This is a genomic window from Yoonia sp. BS5-3, from assembly GCF_038069655.2.
Classification (GTDB): Bacteria; Pseudomonadota; Alphaproteobacteria; order Rhodobacterales; family Rhodobacteraceae; genus Yoonia; species Yoonia phaeophyticola.
Window position 1 is genome coordinate 1,337,288 of record NZ_CP150951.2, and the last position, 17,814, is coordinate 1,355,101.

Sequence of the window (17,814 nt, forward strand, 5' to 3'; positions counted from 1 at the left end):
GCAAGGTCGTGCCCAAGGTTTATCGCAGTACAGTTCTGGAGTCCCCGATTGAGGCGGTCTGGGATATCTTGCGCGATTTCAACGGGCACGACCATTGGCACCCTGAAGTGACCAGCAGCCAGATTGAACGCGGCCATGATGCCAGCAAGGTCGGCTGTGTCCGTAAGTTCAAGCTGAACGATGGTTCAGAGCTGCGCGAGCAGCTGTTGACCCTCAGCGATATGGAAACCGCCTTTTCCTATTGTCTGCTGGATACGCCCATTCCGCTGCTGAACTACGTCGCCCACGTGCGCCTGACCCCGGTGACGGATACGGATGCCACGTTTTGGGAATGGCACAGCAGTTTCGATACGCCCAAGGGCCGCGAGGGCGAGCTGGCCGAACTGGTGGGCGAGAATATTTACATGGCCGGTTTCGCCGCGATCCGCGCCCAGCTGCAACAGGAGAGCGTATGATGCAGGTGACGACAATCGAAAACCTCTCTGCCGCGCCGCCGCAGGATGGGAAGGTTTTGGCAGGGGGCACGCTGCTGATGCGCGAGGTGAATTATCGGCCGCATCAGGTGCCCCATATCCTGCGCATCACTGACCCTGGGTTTGCGCGGATCGAGAGGCGCGGTAGCCAGATTGCGATTGGGGCTGGTGCGACGATGACCGATATTATCCGCTCCTCTGATCTGGCGGCCCTGGCCCCCGCCGCCCGCGCGATAGGTGGCCCGGCGATCCGAAATATGGCGACGGTGGGCGGGAACCTTTTTGCCCCGCACCCCTACGGGGATTTCGCGACAGCTCTGTTGGCGCTGGGTGCGCAGGTGCAATGGGCCGATGGCAGGACAGAGGATATCGAGGCGTTTCTGTCAAACCGGGCCTCGGCCCGCGGGATTGTCGCCGCCGTACTGATCGATCCGCCCCGCGCGGACGCCTTGCGTTTTGCGAAGGTCAGCCGGACCAAGCCCAAGGGCGTCTCCGTCCTGTCTATCGCAGTTCATATCGACGGGATGGGCCGGCAGGTCAACGCGGCCCGCATCGCCTTTGGTGCGATGGGGCCAACCCCGCTGCGCGCCAAGGCGGCAGAGGCCGCTTTGGCGGGTAAAACGCTGGATGCCCAAGGCGTGGCCGCCGCCTGCGCTGCCTGCGCTAATGATCTGGCCCCTGCGGATGATGCGCTTGCCAGTGCCTGGTACCGCCGCGAGGTCGCGCCGATCCACCTTCGCCGTCTTTTGTTGGGGGAACGCTGATGCCCAAGACACCGATCACATTCACTTTGAACGGGGCAGAGGCTGGCATCTTTGTTGAGCCCGGCCAAAACCTGCTAGAGGCGCTGCGCCGCGAGGCGGGCGATCTGTCCCCCAAATTTGGTTGCGGGCAAGGCACCTGTGGGTCCTGCACCGTGTTGATCAATGGCGAGCCGCACTTGTCCTGCCTGACATTGGCGGTAGCGGCGCAGGGTAGCGATATCTCCACCACCGGCGGCCTTGGCGGCGAAGAGCTGCACCCGCTGCAAAAGGCCTTCGCCGAAGGGTTCGCCGCGCAATGTGGGTTCTGTACCTCAGGCATGTTGATGGTGGCCAAAGCCCTCTTGGAGAGCAATCCGCGCCCCACCCGCGATGAAGTGATCGAAGCGATCAGCGGCAACCTGTGCCGCTGCACCGGCTATGAGCCCATCGTTGATGCGATCCTCGACGCAGCGGCCCGCATGCAAGGAAGGGTCAGCGCATGAGCATCGAATTCCGCAAAGACCTGTTCGCCGATGAACGCGATGACAATCTGAACGAGATCGGCAAGCCCAAGCTGCGGCAGGATATCGAAGGTCATGTGCGCGGCCGTACTGCCTATTACGATGATCATCTGTTTGATGGGTTGCTGCATATGCGCTGCGTCCGCTCGCCCCATCATCATGCGAAGGTGCGTTCGGTCGATACGTCAGCGGCAGAGCGGATGCCGGGCGTTGTGCGTGTCATTCGACCATCGGACGTGCCCAATAACCTCAACACGCTGCTGTCGCTGATCGGCTTTGGCCGTGATGATGAGCAGCTTTTGTCAGATCAGGTGGTCCGTTACGCTGGCGAGCCGATATTGGCCATTATCGCAACAAGCGAGGCGATTGCCCGCGCGGCTTGTGCCGAAGTGCGGGTCGATTGGGATGTGCAGCCCCATGTGCTGGATGTGGAAGAGGCAATTGCGCTGGGGGCCCCTTCGGTCAATCCAGCCTACCCCAACAACACTTTTGAATACGGCCCTTACGACCATGTAAAACTGCGCTTTGGCGATGTGCAGGCGGCCTTTGCCCAGGCCGACCACATCGTCGCGGCCGAATATGAAATGTCCCCGATTGAGCAGGCCCCCATTGAAACCTGCGGTGCCATCGCAGCCCCGGAAACCGCAGATCGTTTTGTCTGCCATACAGGTACGCAGGCGTTGTTCTTTTCACTGGGTACTTCGGCCAAGCTTTTGAACCTCGCCTCCTCTCGCTTGCACTTCATTGGCGGCACGGTGGGCGGTGGCTTTGGTGGCAAGGTCGACAGTATCGTTGAACCGATGGCGGTTTTGGGTGCCATGCTGACGGGCAAACCGGTCAAGTTCCAATGGGACCGGGAAGAGGAAATGCAGGTTGGCGCGCCGCGCGGGGCCGAACGGTGGCGCATTAAAGATGGCGTCTTGGCCGATGGCACCATCGTCGCCCGTGAATTGACCGGCTTCTTTGATGCGGGGGCTTACACGCGGCTGAGTTCTTATGCGGGCACAAAATGCACGGGCCACCTGCCCGGCCCCTATTCCATCCCGAACGTCGCATCGAACACCTATTGCGTCTACACCAACCGCACGCCCGCCACCGCGATGCGCGGCTTTGGCATTACCGGCGTCGATTTCGCAATTGAATGCCATATGGACCGCGTGGCCGAGGCGGCTGGGGTCGATCCCATAAGCCTGCGGATCAAGAACGCCTATCGCGATGGCGATATGAAGGCGCATCGGCGCGAGGCGAAAAATTGCGCCTTGGTCGAAAGCTGTCAGGTCGCTGCGGGCAAAGCGGGTTGGGGCCTGTCGGCCGAGGATATGGCCGCCTCCTCGCTAACCGGCACGGATGCTGCGCGGCAGGCGATCCCGGAAACGGCATTGGACGGCGAAGGCAAGATCGGCGAACGCCGTGCCGGGCGCACGGCCAGCACATCCCCTGCGCCGGGCACCAGCAGATTGCCCGCAGGCAGCCGGGGCGAGGGCCATATGGCTGTTCCGGTGCAGCGCCCGGATATGCAGATCGCGCCAGAACGTGTCGGGCATCATGATCCCGCGGCCCATGCGCAGGCAAATGCCGCCCCGCAAGCGCAACCCGCCATGCCCACGCCACCGGCGGCGGCCCCGACTCCACCAGCACAGGCTGCCTCTGCCCCACCCGCTGCGCCACCTGCTGCGACGCCGCCGCAAGCCCCAACGCCTGCTCCGGCAACGCCGCCTGCGGCGCAGCCGAAACCTTATGAGCCCGATCAGCCGTTTTCACGCGGGGTCAAACGGCCCGGGGCATCCCGTTTTCTGTCAGGATCAAGGAGGCGCTGATGACCGTACACGCTGGACGCGGCTTTGCCTGCATCAACTATCCGATTGGCATGAACCTTGGGGGCGATCCGTCTCAGGCGCTGGTGCATTCCACGCCGGACGGGAAATTCATGGTCACCCTCTCGGCCATTGATTTGGGACAGGGGATGAAATCCGTCTGCCGCCAGATCGCGGCCGAGGCCTTGGGCGTTCCGCTGGAAGATGTCTATGTGGACACCGCCGACAGCGACACTGGCCCGCATGATATGGGATCTTTCGCCTCACGCGGGACGCACCGGATGGGCAATGCAGTAATCCGTGCCGCCTCTGAGGCGCGCGCGCAGATGATGGAGGCCGCCGCCGAGGAACTGGAAGTCAGCGCGGCTGATCTGGACACCGACGGGCGCGGCAATATTCAGGTAAAAGGGGCCCCGTCAAAGACGATCACCGTGGCCGATACGGCCATCGCCGCCCAGTTCAAACAGGGGCGCACCCTGTCCGGGCGCGGTATCTTCCTGATCGAACCATCGGGCGTGGATTGGGAAACCGGCGAGATGAGCCCCGTGACCACCTATGCCCATGCGGCCCTAGTCATCGACGTGAACGTCGATGATGAAACAGGTGAGGTTGAGGTGGTCAAAATCAACTCTGCCTATGAGCTTGGCCGCGCCTTGAACCCGAAGCTGGTGGAACAGCAATTGGTCGGCGGCGCGTGGATGGGCGTGAGCCACGCGCTCTATGAAACGACAGAGCCTTATTACCCAGCACGCGATCACCTGCCGCAGGATTTTAACACCTATCTGATGCCGGGGCCGGGTGAGATTGTGGATCATGATCTGGCGGTGCTGGAACGCCCTGCGGCCGATGCGCCGTATGGCGGCAAGGGCCCCGGCGAGATGTGCGCGAACCCTGTTCTGCCAGCCATCGCCAATGCCGTTTACAACGCGGTTGGCGTGCGCGTCGACAAACTGCCCATCACGCCAGAGAAGGTGCTGCGCGGCATTCAGGCCAATGGCGGGGCCAAGCCCGGCCCGCGTCACCCGGGTAGCCGCGGCTGATGTCGGTTAACGCCAATATCGCCGGGCTGCACAGCCCGGAAGAGCTGAAAGCGGCTCTGACAGATGCGCAATATGTGGCGTCCCCTGCTTTGGCGACCTCGGCCTACCTTAGCCTTGCCCTGTCCAAGCCGCTGCTGCTGGAAGGCGCGCCCGGTGTGGGCAAGACCGAGGCAGCAAAGGCGCTGGGCGGTGTGCTGGGCCGCAATGTGATCCGGCTGCAATGTTATGAAGGGATCGATGCGGCAGCCGCGCTTTATGAATGGAATTACCCGCGTCAGATGCTGGCCTTGCGCCAATTTCAGGACAGTGAGGTAAACCTATACGGCACACAATTCTTGCTCGAACGCGCCTTGCTGACAGCTTTGCGCAACCCGACCGATACGTTGCTACTGATTGACGAGATTGACCGCGCCGATCAGGAGTTTGAGGCATTCCTGCTGGAATTCCTATCCGATTTCACGATCACCATTCCTGAAACGGGTACAGAACGGGCGAGCCGTCCGCCGGTTGTGATCCTCACCTCGAACCGGACCCGTGATCTGCACGAGGCGCTGCGCCGCCGCTGTGTTTACCACTGGATCGATTACCCCGATCCTGCGCTTGAGGCCCAGATCGTGCTGACCCGCGCCTCGACCGTGGCGGACGCAACGGCACAGGCGGTTGTGGCCTCGGTCAATCTGATGCGGGCCGAACCCTTGGCCAAGCCGCCGGGCGTGGCCGAAACCATCGAATGGGCCGAAGCGGCGACGCTGCTGAACACCCAAGGCGCGATATGGCCAGAGGCCTTCGCCCGCGCGATTGGTGTGGCGATCAAGGATCAGGATGATCTGGCTTATCTTGCGCCCAAGCTTGACCAGATATTGCCGGGGCAAGCGGCATGAGGCAGGTGCTGGACCCCTTCTTTGCGTTGGCAACAGCGCTGCGGCAGGCGGGCTTTGCCGTCTCCCCCGACCAGACGATAGGCTTTATCGAGGCGGTGGGCGTCTTGGGCGCGCGCGGGATCAATGATGTTTACCTCAGCGCCCTGGCCCTGTTTGCGATCCCGCCCGAACGGCGTGAAGAGTTTGACGCCATTTTCCGCGCGATTTTTGCCGGCCAATTGGTGGCTGCAGATGCGGACAGCGATGATGACGACATCGACGCGGTTGAGCCTACAGACGAAACCATCGAGATTGAGGTCGAAGAGGCCGAAGAACCCACCGGGGATGAGGCAACCGCCGCAGAACGGCTGGCACAGCGGGCCATTCAGACCGACCGGGATGCCTTGCGTGTCTTCCGCGATCAGGCGGCGGCCCGTTTGCCGCGCCGCCTGTCTTATCGCCGTCAGCGTAGCCGCAAGGGCGACCGGATCGACCTGCGCCGCGCGCTCAAGGCAGCGGCCCGTACCGACGGCGATTTGATGGTGCTACCGCAATCGCGCCGCAAGACGCGTCAGCGGCGGATCGTTTGCCTTGTCGATGTGTCCGGGTCGATGAAAGATCGGTCGGACGCCTTGCTGGGTTTCGCCCATACGCTGGTGCAATCGGCGGAAAAGGCGGAGGTTTTCACCCTTGGCACGCGGCTGACGCGGATCACGACAGGACTGCAACTTTCTGATCAGGATGCTGCACTGAACCGGGTCGCACAGTCCGTCAGCGATATTGATGGCGGCACAAGGATAGGTGAGGCGCTGCAGGCCTATCTGGCCGTTCCGCGTTATGCCGGTTTTGCGCGCGGCGCGCTGGTGGTTGTGCTGTCGGACGGGCTGGAACGGGATGATCCGGCGGCGATGATCGACGCCTCCGCCCGGCTGTCGCGACTGGCCTGGCGGTTGCACTGGCTTACGCCGCTAGCAGCTGATCCAGGCTTTGCCCCCAAGACCGCCGGGCTAATGGGCATCCTGCCGTGGCTGGACGATCTGGGTGACGGGTCAACGGCGCAGGCCATTTCAGATCACGTTCTAGGTATCGCGAGGGCCGCATGATCGACGCACATCATCATATCTGGAGACAAGCTGACTTACCTTGGCTTTTGGGGCCTGAACAGCCGCGTATCTTTGGGCCCTATGCCCCGATCAAGCGGGACTATCCCATTGAAGAATATATCAAAGACGTCAAGAAATCCGGCATCACCGGGTCCGTCTATGTGCAGGTCAATTGGGCGCCCAATTGGGCCCTGGACGAAGCGCGCTGGGTACAGGCCGAAGGCAAGCGCACCGGCTGGCCGATGGGCATCGTTGCCTATGCCGATATGACAAGCCGGCACTGCGCGGCGCAGCTTAAGGCGCTGTCGGACATCCCCGAGGTTCGGGGCATCAGGCATCAGTTCCACTGGCATGAAAACCCGCTCTATCGTTTTGCGCCCCATGCCGATCTTTGCGAAGACAGTCAGGTTCAGGCGAATGTCGGGCTGCTGGCCGACTATGGGTTCAGCTTTGATCTGCAGGTCTTTGCGCGCCAGATGCCGGGGGCGGTCAAGCTGGTGAAGGCGAACCCGCAAGTGACATTCATCCTGCAGCACGCGGGCATGCTTGAGGACAAAACCAAGGCCACGCGCAAGCTTTGGCTGGACGGAATGACGGCGCTGGCAAAGTGTCGGAATACTGTCTGCAAACTGTCGGGCCTCGGTACGTTTCTGCACAAGAATGATACCAAACACATCACCGATCAGATCGGTGTTGCTCTGGACCTGTTCGGGGCAGAGCGATGCATGTTCGGGTCCAACTTCCCCATCGAAAAGCTGTGGACCAGCTTTCCCAAACTCATCGGCGCGCATCTTAAGGCCGTGCCCGAGACCGATCACCAATCCGTTTTTTCGCAAACAGCAGCCCGGGTCTACCGGCTGAAGACTTAACCAAAGGGAGTAATCATCATGGCACTACAGATTCATGTGCTGGATTTCGGGGATATCGAGCTTGAAACCTCGTTCCTCGTGCTGGGGCACGAATGCGGGCGCACGCGGCGCGTTCCGGTTTACGGGTTTCTGATCACCGGGGGCGAATATCCCATAGTTGTGGATACTGGCTATCGCGACAATGCGATCATGGAAAGCCTTGGCATGCGCGGCTTGCAGTTCCACGACAACATGATCGAAAACCAGCTGGCCAAGCATGGGCTGAAGGTGGGCGACATTCGCTATGTGCTGCACACCCATCTGCACATTGACCACGCAGGCAAGGACGACAAGTTCCCCATGAACACCACGGTCATCCTGAACCGGCGCGAGATGGAGTTCAGCGTCTCGGGCATCATGTATCCGCAGTACCCCAAGCCTGACATCCAGCACCTGGTCGAGCGTATCTATGAGCCGGACGCCATGCGTTTCATGGATTTGGAGCTGACAGGCGCCGAAGAAGTTATGCCTGGCGTTTGGTGCGAGGCGGCGGGTGCCCATACCGAAGGGTCGATGAACGTGATTGTGGAAACAGCCGAGGGGCTCGCCTGTATTTGCGGTGATGTCGTCTATGATTTCAACGATCAGATCGTGAACCATGTCCGTGTGAACAACTACATGGAACCGCAGGTCACCGGGAACCATTCCGGGTCCAAGCGGGCCGAGAAAGCGGCGTTCAAGAAACTGATGAACAACTACACCTTCGTGCTGCCCACCCATGACAAGGGCGCCAAAATCGAGCGCGGGCAGGTTGTTGGCCGCACCGGTATGGTCGTGCCCGGGCCACTGACAGAAACCCTGCCGCGCCGCGAATGGTTCCCGATGTAGGACCATTCACACTTTGTCCTGCCCCGTTTCTCCCCGGGGCAGGATGGGCAAATTCACTTATGACAACGGGAGGCTCGCATGGGCCACATCGCAACTGATCCGAAGTTTCTGTCGCTGATAGAAGAGCACGCGCCAGTGCATCAGATTGGCACGGGATACATCTTTACCGAAGGGCCCTTGTGGCACCCGGTTGAGCAATCGCTGATCTTTTCGGATATCCCCGGCAGCACCCGCCGCAAATATGTGCCCGGTCAGGGGGTCAGCGAAATTCAAAAGCCCACCAACAAGGGCAACGGCATGACCTATGATGCCGATCTGAACTTGCTGGTTTGCGAGCATACGACCTCTTCGGTCGCCCGGTTCCGCCGCGATGGCACGCGCGAGGTGCTCGCCACCCATTTCGAAGGGCGCGAGCTGAACTCGCCTAATGACATCATCGTGCGCCGTGATGGCGCAATTTTCTTTACCGATCCGACCTATGGGCGGATGGACCACTTTGGCACTAAGCGCCCGACGCAGATGGGGTTCCAAGGGGTTTACATGCTGCCCCCGGGGCATCAGCCGGGGCAGGAACCGGTTCTGGTGTCTGATCGCTATATGTTCACCCAGCCCAATGGCCTTTGCCTGTCGCCTTGCGAAAAATTCATGTGGGTCAATGACACCGATCAGGCCAATATCCGCATGTTCGATGTGGGCGAAGACGGCATGCTGCGCAACGCCCGTATCTTCGCCAGCGGAATAATAGAGCCCCTGCGCAAGGGCGTGCCTGACGGGATGAAAAGCGACAAAGACGGCAACGTCTATGTGACCGCACCCGGCGGCGTTTGGGTCTACGATTTCCACGGGATGAAACTGGGCGAGATTATCCTGCCCGAGATGGCTGCAAACCTGCATTGGGGCGATAGCGACTGGAGCACGCTCTATATCTGCGCGGAAACATCCGTTTACGCTGTCAGCACCAAAACGCAGGGCCATGCCGAGGCGTTTATGCATCCCAAGGCAGATGTGCCGACGCCAAAGGCCCCGCCGCCCAGCGCCCCGGCGCATATATTGCAGCTCAAGGACACGATTGCGCGTCTTGAGCCCAGCAAAACGGCGATGATCATTCAGGATTTGCAGAACGACGTGATGATCGAAGGCGGTGCCTTTGCCGAAACTGGCAGCCCGCTGCACGCCCGCACGCAGAACGTTGTCGCCAACAATATCCGCCTTGCCAATGCCGCCCGCGCCAAAGGGGTCATGGTGATCCATGTCTGGATGGTTTGCGAGCCGGGGCATCCGCATCTGGCGCAACATGCGGCGCTGATGCAGGGGCTCAAGGGCGAGAATGCTTTGGTACGTGGAACCTGGGGCGTCGAACCAGTAAAAGGGCTTGAGCCGCAAGGCGCGGATCTGATTGTCGAAAAGATGTCGATGAGCGCTTGGGAAACATCCCGGCTAGAGGCCTATCTTCACCACGGCGGGCGCGACACGATCATCAATTGTGGCTCCTGGACGAATATGAGCGTAGAACACACGGCACGTACAGGCGCTGACAAAGGGTTTCATATGATTGTTCCTGAGGATGCATGCTCGACCATGAATGAAGATTGGCATCGGGCCTCGATCAACTTTGGCATGCAGAATGTGGCGACAGTCACCACGACAGATGCTGTCATTACGGCATTGGCGTGATGGATCAGGTCGCAGTCGTCACCGGCGGTGCCCGGGGCATCGGGCTGGCCTGCGCGCAGGAATTAGCGGCGTCAGGTAGCAAGATCGCCCTTTGGGACATGGACCCCAGCGCTTTGGCCGAAGCCAAAGAACTGCTGCCGCAGGCCGAGACTGTCACCGTCAATATGGCTGATTACGCCCAGATCGAGGCGGCAGTGGCAACGACCGAAACGGCGCTTGGGCCGGTGACACAGGTTGTGAACTCTGCCGGGATTGCCGGGCCCAATACAGTGATTGAGGAGTATCCGCTGTCGGACTGGGCGGATATCGTGCAGATCAATCTGACCGGGTCGTTCTATCTGTTGCGGGCGGTTCTGCCGGGCATGAAAGAGCGCGGCTATGGGCGGATCGTTCTGATCGCGTCGGTTGCTGGCAAGGAAGGCAACCCAAATGCCAGCGCCTATTCGGCCAGCAAGGCGGGGGTGATTGGCCTGACCAAATCTGCGGGCAAGGAAACCGCTCATCTGGATATCGCGGTGAACTGCGTGACGCCTGCGGCGGCCAAAACCCGCATTTTCGATCAAATGAGCCAGGAGCATATCGATTATATGCTGTCCAAAATCCCCCGTGGTCGCTTTTTGCAACTGAACGAGGCGGCCGCGATGATTGGCTGGCTCTGTTCCAAAGAAAACAGCTTTACGACAGGGGCGACATTCGATCTCTCCGGTGGTCGGGCAACCTATTGAGGAGAATTGGATGAAGTTCCTACGTTTCGGGCCTATTGGCGAGGAAAAGCCCGGCATCATCGACCAAGACGGCGTGATGCGGGATTTGTCGGCGCATGTGGATGACATCGCGGGTGCAAACCTGTCTGAGGACAGCCTAAGCGCATTAGGCCAGATCGATCCAACCACGCTACCGAAGGTTCCCGAAAACAGCCGGATCGGCGCCTGCGTTGGCGACATCGGCAAAGTGATCTGCATCGGCCTGAATTATTCCGACCACGCCGCCGAAAGCGGGATGGCGGTGCCACCGGAACCTGTGATCTTTTTCAAAGCGACAAGTGCGGTTTGCGGCCCCTACGACAATATTGAGATCCCGCGCGGCTCAAATGAAACCGATTGGGAAGTCGAATTGGCTGTGATCATCGGAAAACACACGAAATACGTTGATGAGGCCGACGCGATGGATCACGTCGCGGGCTACGCCATTATGAACGATGTCAGCGAGCGCGAATTCCAGCAGCGGCGCTCGGGCCAATGGGTCAAAGGCAAAAGCTGCGATACCTTCGGGCCCTTGGGGCCATGGCTGGTGACGAAAGACGAAATCGCTGATCCACAGAACCTTGGCATGCGCCTTTCGGTCAATGGGCACCAATATCAAAACGGTTCAACCGCGACGATGGTGTATAAGGTACCCTTCCTGATCTCATATCTCAGCCAATTCATGTCGCTGCAGCCGGGCGATGTGATCTCGACCGGGACGCCTCCGGGGGTTGGGATGGGCCAGGACCCCAAGGTCTATCTGAAACCCGGTGACGTGGTTGAGCTATCCATCGACGGGCTGGGCGATCAGCGCCAGAATGTGGAGGCAGGATAATGGGACGTCTGCAAGGGAAACGGGCCGTTGTGACGGCGGCGGGTCAGGGGATCGGCAAGGCGATTGCCGATCTTTTCAATGCCGAAGGGGCGCATGTCTTTGCGTCCGACCTGAACGGCGATTTGCTGGCCGGATCGGATTTCGCCGACAAGCAGGTGCTGGACGTCACGGATGTAGACGCGATCAATGCTTATGCAAGCCGGGTTGGCGATGTTGATGTGCTGTGCAACATCGCAGGCTTTGTGCATCACGGGACTGTGCTGGATGCCTCGGATGAGGATTGGGATTTCTCCTTTGATTTGAACGTGAAGTCCATGCACCGGATGATCCGGGCATTCCTGCCCGCGATGCTGAAAGACCGCTCCTCGCCCCAGCAGCCGGGCGCAAGCATCGTGAACATGTCGTCGGGGGCCTCATCAATCAAAGGGGCACCCAATCGCTATGTCTATGGGGCCTCCAAGGCGGCAGTGATCGGCCTGACAAAAGGGGTGGCCGTCGATTTTGCAGGGCAAGGGTTGCGCTGCAACGCGATCTGTCCCGGCACGGTCGAAAGCCCATCCCTGCAAAACCGGATCGCGGCGCTGGGCGAAGAGTTCGGCAGCGTGGAAAAAGCGCGTGCTGCCTTCGTCGCCCGCCAACCCATGGGCCGAAACGCCAACGCCGATGAGATCGCGGCCATGGCGCTTTATCTGGCGTCGGACGAGTCGGCCTTTGTGACCGGATCAGAGTTCAAAATCGATGGGGGGTGGACGCTCTAACACGGCTGGATGGCCGCCGTTGCAGCCGACACCGGGTAGCGACAAAGGACATGTAATCAAACGGATATTACCTTTCGTCTGCTTTCATTGACTTTGAATTTTGCCCTCGTCACGGTCACACCTGATAATGCGGAGGAGCGCTTATGTCAGAGAACAAGACCGGCATAGAACAAGAAGTGACAAGCGCCGTTTTTGCGGCACGTTGGATCATGGCGCCGATGTATTTGGGCGTTGTCATCAGCTTGGCCTTCCTGACCTTTGTCTTTTGCCGGGAAGTGCTGACATATATACCCGAACTGATCTCCATGACCCAAGAGGGCGCGCTTGTAATGGCGCTTTCGCTGGTTGAGATGACGCTGGGGATCAACCTGCTCTTGGTCATTCTGGTGGTAAGTTACCAAAGCTTTATCGTGAATTTGCGGCCATCTTCGGAAGGCTTCGCAAAAAGCAACGCGATCGATCTGGCCGGCCTGAAGTCCAAGCTGATTGCGGCCTTGATCGCGATCACCGGGATCAACCTGCTCAAACGATTTTTAGAAGTAGGTGGCGGTGCAGTTGAATATGGCGGGGCCGAGCTGTTCTGGTTCATCGCCGTTTTCATGAGCTTCGTAATCGCGTGGGTGATGCTTGCGGCCATCTCCTGGCTGACCACGGGCAAAGGCTAAGCGGTATATCCTTGATCACGTGTAGACAGCGTCACGCTGTCTGACTACATCTGCTTGATGACAGTTGGGCGCCCTGCATGCAGCGGGCCCGAGGCGCAAGCATCCCTTCATCAGATGCGGGCACATCCGATCGGAGCGGATATTTTGGATTTTTGGATCGTAGCAAGCCTCGCGGCGTTCTTTATGGGGCTGTCGAAAGGTGGGATGCCAATCATTGCGATGCTGTCCGTGCCGCTGATGGCCTTGATCATGGATCCAGCGCTGGCCGCGGGTCTGCTCTTACCGATCTATATCGTGGCGGATTGGTATACGATCTACCTGTTCAGAAAGGCCTTTTCGGTACGCAATCTGAAAATCCTGATCCCAGCTGCTTTTGTCGGCGTGGTAATCGGCTTTTTGTCCGTCTCTCACGTGCCTGCAAATGCGCTCAAGCTCTTGCTGGCTGCAATCGGGATCTATTTTGTCACCGATTCCGTTTTCAAACGGTTGCGACGCAAACAAAGCCCCGCGCGTCCGGCAGATGTGCCAAGGGGGGCGTTCTGGGGAACGGTAGCCGGGCTGACCAGCTATATCGCGCATTCGGGCGGGCCACCCTACCAAGTCTACATTCTGCCGCAAAAGCTGGACAAGATGACCTATCTTGGCACCACGGCGATCTTGTTTGCTTGCATCAACCTGATGAAAGTGGGCCCGTATATCTGGGCGGGCCAGCTAACATGGGACAGCTTCACACAATCACTTTGGTTAGCGCCCATGGCGCTTTTCGGCGCATGGAGCGGCGCACGTATCTCCAAGATATTGCCCGAGCGGATATTCTATCTTCTGATCGAAACCGCCTTGGGGCTGATGTCGCTAAAACTGCTTTATGAGGGGCTGACCGGCTAGGAAACCCGCCTGAGCTTGGGATCACTGCAATCTAAACGACGCAGATTGGCCGACGCCGCGATCAACGGTAAAGCGCAATGTGTCATCACCCCGCGCCTCGACCAGTTGGCAGTTATAGGGGATCACATCATTGCCCCAGCTCATTTCGCGGCAAAAATACCCGTCCTGCCAGCTCCATGATCCCGCGATGTCCCAGCCCAAAGCAGCCCCGGCAATTTGGCCATCACCAGAAACGGTCAGGCGCACGCCATAAAGCCGGTTCCGCAGCTCTTTGCCTTGGATCAGGGACACGAATGTGGCCTGATCTTTGATGGGAACATAGCTATCGGCGGATGCTGGCGCCGCGAAGACAGCGATGAGCAGGGCTATTAATGTATGTTTCATCAGAGCACCTCATTGGTTTGAGAATACTCCTCTTACGTTGCCAAGACCCGATTGGTTCACTTCGGATGCTGGGTTCTCGGATGCTACAGGCCCAGAACGTCCAGCATATCATATTCACCCGGGCGTTTGTCCTGGCCCCAAAGGGCGGCCTTCACCGCGCCGCCTGCAAACAGCGCACGATCTGTTGCCATGTGGCGCAGCACGATACGTTCGCCATGACCTGCAAACAGAACATCATGCTCGCCGACGATATCGCCGCCACGAATGGCGCTGAAGCCGATATCACCTTTTTTGCGCGCACCGGTTATGCCGTTGCGGCCACTGTCACTGACATCGTTCAAAGAAACACCGCGACCTTCGGCAGCGGCCTCGCCCAACATCAGCGCTGTGCCCGATGGGGCATCTACCTTTTGATTATGATGGGATTCGATGACTTCAATATCGAAATCCTCATCAAGCGCGGCAGCAACCTGCTTGGTAAGCTTCACCAGCAGGTTCACGCCCAGTGACATATTTCCGGCACGCACGATAACGGCATGACGGGCCGCCGCATTGATCGCTTTCAGATCATTATCTGTCAGGCCGGTTGTGCCGATCACATGAACGGCACGGGCCTGGGCCGCCAGCCCGGCAAAATCGACAGTTGCGGCGGGGGTGGTGAAATCGATGACAGCTTGGGCCTTGGCAAAGGCCTCAAGCGGATCACTGGTGACGGGGACATCAACAGGCTGACCGCCCATGGCGACGCCAATATCAAGGCCCTGCCAGTCATGGCCATCGCGGACCAACGCGCCAACTAGGCGGCATTTGTCAGACGCCAGCACTGATTTTATCAACATCTGGCCCATACGGCCTGATGCACCCGTAATCACGATGCCGGGAATGTCTGACATGGTTTTGCTCCTTGATGGTTTGGGCTGTCTTTAGCGGCGGTTTGTCTCGGACGCAAAGGCTTGCTTGGCATCGGTGCGCGCAAGGCGTAAACGGATGATATGGCTAAGAACGCAAATCGTGATGGGAAGGCCCCGACGCAGCGCATGTTGCGGGTGGGCGAAATGATACGCCGGACCCTTTCGGAAATCCTGCAACGGGGTGACGTGCATGATGACGAACTGGCGCGGATGTCGATTACGGTCGGCGAAGTGCGGATGTCACCGGATCTGCGTATCGCAACGGCATTTGTACTGCCCTTGGGTGGGCAGGGCAAAGACGAAGCGCTCGCAGCGCTGCGCCGGAACCAGCATGAGGTGCGGCATCTGGTCGTGAAAGGCGGCACGATGAAATTCGCGCCCGAACTGCGTTTCCAGATCGATGGGACCTATGACCAAATGGATGCGACCCGCGCGCTGCTCGCGGATGAGCATGTACGTCAGGATCTTGACGATTGATGCGCTGGATCGCGGTTGCGCTTCTGTATCTGATGGCGGCACCGGCGCTTGCAGTCACCTGCGAAGACGTTCGGTTCGAAGGCAAACGCTTTACAACCTGCACTGTCGATGCCGTTTCAGAAACATTGCGGCTTTTTCACCGGGATGCGCAGGGCGAGGTTCTCGGCAGCTTTCGGGCGATCAACGCCGATTTGGATGACAAACAGCTGTTGTTCGCAATGAATGCGGGGATGTATCACGAAGATCGGTCTCCGGTTGGGCATTACGTGGAAAACGGGGTCGAGACGATGCACGTTATCCCCAATGCGGGGCCCGGTAATTTCGGGTTGCTGCCAAATGGGGTGTTTTGCATCAACGACGACAGCGCGCAGGTCTATGAAACGAGGGCGTTCATAGATCAAGCGCCTGCATGCCGGGATGCGACGCAGTCAGGGCCGATGCTGGTGATTGACGGCGCGCTGCATCCACGGTTTCTGCCGGACAGTACGTCGCGCTTTATTCGCAACGGCGTCGGGACAAACGCTGACGGAACGCAAGCCGTCTTTGCTATCTCAAATGAACGGGTCAGTTTTCACGAATTCGGCAGGCTGTTCCGGGACTACCTGCAATTGCCAAACGCACTTTACTTCGATGGAAAAGTGTCGCGACTACATGCACCAGCGCTCGGGCGGTCGGATGTTGGTTTTCAACTTGGGCCAATCGTTGGTGTCGTACGTTAGGGTCAGGGAAATCCTGTTTCGCTAACCACTATATCCAGGATGCGCTGCACACTGGGGCTTTGTGGCAAAGCTGCGGCCTGGTCCGGCGTCAACCATTTCGCGTCGGCGGCATCATCGGCAGCGACGGGAACACCGCTTTCATACCTGCAAACTACGACGGCCAAAAGAAAATGATGGGTGATGGTGCCAGCATCGTCATGCGTAATGGCATCGACATTTGTTAGATAATGCAGCGGGGTGGCGACAATACCGGTTTCTTCGCGCAATTCGCGGGCGGCAGCCTCCAGCGCAGTTTCGCCCAGCTCAACATGGCCGCCAGGAAAACCCCAGGTTCCGGCATTTGGCGCTTTGCGGCGTTGGACCAACAGGAACTTGCCATCATGATAAACGACAGCAATTGCGCCGAGTTTTGGGGTCAGTTTGCTCATGATTGCAGGCTATGGCGGCCACTTGCCCAGGTAAAGCACCTTTGCCCTTGGCCTTCGCCATGATTGCGCACATATAGAGACCAACAACTCATGAAGGAGACGGACCATGCTGGAATTGGATGCGACCCCAAACGCCCCCGCTGACCTGATCAAAGACAGCGACGATGCGCAATTTGCCAAAGATGTCATTGAGGCATCGCAAAGCGTTCCGGTCATCGTGGATTTCTGGGCGCCATGGTGCGGACCATGCAAAACGCTTGGGCCCGCGATTGAAGCTGCCGTGACCAAGGCGGGTGGCGCGGTCAAGCTGGTCAAGATCGATGTGGATGCGAACCAGGCTTATGCCAGCCAATTGCAGGTACAATCTATTCCAACGGTCTATGCGTTTTATCAGGGGCGCCCGGTGGACGGTTTTCAAGGCGCGCTGCCGCCATCGGAAATTGATGCTTTTGTGGAAAAGATCGCGGCCATGGGCGGCGGTGCTGCTGATGACGGGTTAGGCGCTGCGATCGAAGCGGCCGAACAGATGTTGGCTGAAGGGGCTGCTGCGGATGCGGCCGAAACCTTTGCCGCCATCTTGCAGGAAGACCCGGCAAATGCGGCAGCCTATGCCGGTTTGGTCAGCGCATATCTGGCACTAGATGACGTCGATCAGGCCGAGGCGATCTTGAACGGCGCACCTGCTGAAATTTCAACCGACCCGCTGCTTGAGGCGGTGCATGCGCAAATCACCTTGGCGCGCGAAGCCGCAAAGGCAGGTCCAGTGGGCGATTTGCAGGCGGCAGTCGACAGTAACCCGGACGATCATCAGGCACGTTTCGATCTGGCAACAGCGCTTCACGCAAGCGGAGAGGTGGAAGAGGCCGTTGCCCAATTGCTCGAACTTTTCCGCAGGGATCGCGAATGGAATGATGGGGCGGCGAAAACACAGCTTTTCACCATTTTTGATGCACGCGAAGCCAAGGATCCGATTGTTCTGAACGGGCGCAGAAAGCTGTCATCATTGATATTTGCCTGATGGGCGGAACGACCTACGTTCTGATCA

21 protein-coding genes are annotated in these 17,814 nt (G+C 59.1%); 18 read left to right on the top strand and 3 right to left on the bottom strand.

Translation table 11 applies throughout. The features are described from left to right. The first annotated feature begins 8 nt into the window (after window positions 1-8). From AABB29_RS06780 to AABB29_RS06850, 15 genes are all read left to right on the top strand, one after another. Window positions 9-455 carry an SRPBCC family protein gene (locus AABB29_RS06780; protein ID WP_341367653.1) on the top strand — a complete coding sequence of 149 codons (447 nt, stop codon included), beginning with the start codon at window positions 9-11 and terminating at the stop codon, window positions 453-455. Next, window positions 452-1,237: an FAD binding domain-containing protein gene (locus AABB29_RS06785; protein WP_341367652.1), complete on the top strand. Its 786-nt coding sequence runs from the start codon at window positions 452-454 to the stop codon at window positions 1,235-1,237. Before AABB29_RS06780 ends, AABB29_RS06785 begins: the two co-directional genes overlap by 4 nt. Next, window positions 1,237-1,719 carry a (2Fe-2S)-binding protein gene (locus AABB29_RS06790; protein WP_341367651.1) on the top strand — a complete coding sequence of 161 codons (483 nt, stop codon included), beginning with the start codon at window positions 1,237-1,239 and terminating at the stop codon, window positions 1,717-1,719. The genes AABB29_RS06785 and AABB29_RS06790 overlap by 1 nt, the downstream gene beginning before the upstream one ends. Beyond that, window positions 1,716-3,554, top strand: coding sequence for a molybdopterin cofactor-binding domain-containing protein (locus AABB29_RS06795; protein WP_341367650.1), 1,839 nt, complete (start codon window positions 1,716-1,718; stop codon window positions 3,552-3,554). Before AABB29_RS06790 ends, AABB29_RS06795 begins: the two co-directional genes overlap by 4 nt. Continuing rightward, the gene (locus AABB29_RS06800) at window positions 3,554-4,591 is read left to right on the top strand and encodes a molybdopterin cofactor-binding domain-containing protein (RefSeq protein ID WP_341367649.1); all 1,038 of its coding nucleotides are present in this window, start codon (window positions 3,554-3,556) and stop codon (window positions 4,589-4,591) included. The genes AABB29_RS06795 and AABB29_RS06800 overlap by 1 nt, the downstream gene beginning before the upstream one ends. Continuing rightward, window positions 4,591-5,472, top strand: a complete 882-nt coding sequence (locus tag AABB29_RS06805) for a MoxR family ATPase (RefSeq protein WP_341367648.1) — start codon at window positions 4,591-4,593, stop codon at window positions 5,470-5,472. Before AABB29_RS06800 ends, AABB29_RS06805 begins: the two co-directional genes overlap by 1 nt. Further along, a complete protein-coding gene (locus tag AABB29_RS06810; protein WP_341367647.1) occupies window positions 5,469-6,554 on the top strand; it encodes a VWA domain-containing protein in 1,086 nt (361 codons plus the stop codon). Before AABB29_RS06805 ends, AABB29_RS06810 begins: the two co-directional genes overlap by 4 nt. Continuing rightward, window positions 6,551-7,423, top strand: coding sequence for an amidohydrolase family protein (locus tag AABB29_RS06815; RefSeq protein ID WP_341367646.1), 873 nt, complete (start codon window positions 6,551-6,553; stop codon window positions 7,421-7,423). Before AABB29_RS06810 ends, AABB29_RS06815 begins: the two co-directional genes overlap by 4 nt. Window positions 7,424-7,441: 18 nt before the next feature. After that, a complete protein-coding gene (locus AABB29_RS06820) occupies window positions 7,442-8,290 on the top strand; it encodes an N-acyl homoserine lactonase family protein (protein WP_341367645.1) in 849 nt (282 codons plus the stop codon). A gap of 78 nt (window positions 8,291-8,368) precedes the next feature. After that, window positions 8,369-9,964 (top strand): isochorismatase family protein, encoded by a 1,596-nt coding sequence (locus AABB29_RS06825; RefSeq protein WP_341367644.1) that lies wholly within the window; start codon window positions 8,369-8,371, stop codon window positions 9,962-9,964. After that, window positions 9,964-10,689 (top strand): SDR family NAD(P)-dependent oxidoreductase, encoded by a 726-nt coding sequence (locus AABB29_RS06830; protein WP_341367643.1) that lies wholly within the window; start codon window positions 9,964-9,966, stop codon window positions 10,687-10,689. The genes AABB29_RS06825 and AABB29_RS06830 overlap by 1 nt, the downstream gene beginning before the upstream one ends. Before the next feature lie 10 nt (window positions 10,690-10,699). Beyond that, a complete protein-coding gene (locus AABB29_RS06835) occupies window positions 10,700-11,542 on the top strand; it encodes a fumarylacetoacetate hydrolase family protein (protein WP_341367642.1) in 843 nt (280 codons plus the stop codon). Next, window positions 11,542-12,300 (top strand): SDR family oxidoreductase, encoded by a 759-nt coding sequence (locus AABB29_RS06840; RefSeq protein ID WP_373636840.1) that lies wholly within the window; start codon window positions 11,542-11,544, stop codon window positions 12,298-12,300. Before AABB29_RS06835 ends, AABB29_RS06840 begins: the two co-directional genes overlap by 1 nt. Before the next feature lie 143 nt (window positions 12,301-12,443). Next, complete coding sequence (locus AABB29_RS06845) at window positions 12,444-12,965, top strand: YqhA family protein (RefSeq protein WP_341367640.1); 522 nt, start codon at window positions 12,444-12,446, stop codon at window positions 12,963-12,965. A gap of 144 nt (window positions 12,966-13,109) precedes the next feature. Next, on the top strand, window positions 13,110-13,850 hold the full coding sequence (locus AABB29_RS06850; RefSeq protein WP_341367639.1) for a sulfite exporter TauE/SafE family protein: 741 nt from the start codon (window positions 13,110-13,112) through the stop codon (window positions 13,848-13,850). 21 nt (window positions 13,851-13,871) lie between these two features. On the opposite strand, the gene AABB29_RS06855 is transcribed toward AABB29_RS06850, so the two are convergent. Both AABB29_RS06855 and dapB read right to left on the bottom strand, forming a co-directional pair. Further along, a complete protein-coding gene (locus AABB29_RS06855) occupies window positions 13,872-14,234 on the bottom strand; it encodes a dihydrodipicolinate reductase (RefSeq protein ID WP_341367638.1) in 363 nt (120 codons plus the stop codon). Window positions 14,235-14,317: 83 nt separating this feature from the next. Beyond that, entirely contained in the window at window positions 14,318-15,127 is an 810-nt protein-coding gene (gene dapB / locus AABB29_RS06860; RefSeq protein ID WP_341367637.1) for a 4-hydroxy-tetrahydrodipicolinate reductase, read from the bottom strand. A gap of 99 nt (window positions 15,128-15,226) precedes the next feature. Here dapB and rbfA point away from each other — a divergent pair, with 99 nt between their 5' ends. Together rbfA and AABB29_RS06870 are read left to right on the top strand one after the other, a co-directional pair. Continuing rightward, window positions 15,227-15,622: a 30S ribosome-binding factor RbfA gene (gene rbfA / locus AABB29_RS06865; RefSeq protein ID WP_341367636.1), complete on the top strand. Its 396-nt coding sequence runs from the start codon at window positions 15,227-15,229 to the stop codon at window positions 15,620-15,622. Further along, complete coding sequence (locus AABB29_RS06870; RefSeq protein WP_341368994.1) at window positions 15,622-16,341, top strand: phosphodiester glycosidase family protein; 720 nt, start codon at window positions 15,622-15,624, stop codon at window positions 16,339-16,341. Before rbfA ends, AABB29_RS06870 begins: the two co-directional genes overlap by 1 nt. A 2-nt stretch (window positions 16,342-16,343) precedes the next feature. Here the strand turns inward: AABB29_RS06870 and AABB29_RS06875 are convergent, their stop codons facing one another. After that, on the bottom strand, window positions 16,344-16,769 hold the full coding sequence (locus AABB29_RS06875; RefSeq protein WP_341367635.1) for an NUDIX hydrolase: 426 nt from the start codon (window positions 16,767-16,769) through the stop codon (window positions 16,344-16,346). Between the two features lie 106 nt (window positions 16,770-16,875). On the opposite strand from AABB29_RS06875, the gene AABB29_RS06880 reads away from it, so the two are divergent. Next, entirely contained in the window at window positions 16,876-17,787 is a 912-nt protein-coding gene (locus AABB29_RS06880; RefSeq protein WP_373636841.1) for a tetratricopeptide repeat protein, read from the top strand. The last annotated feature ends 27 nt before the right edge of the window (window positions 17,788-17,814 follow it).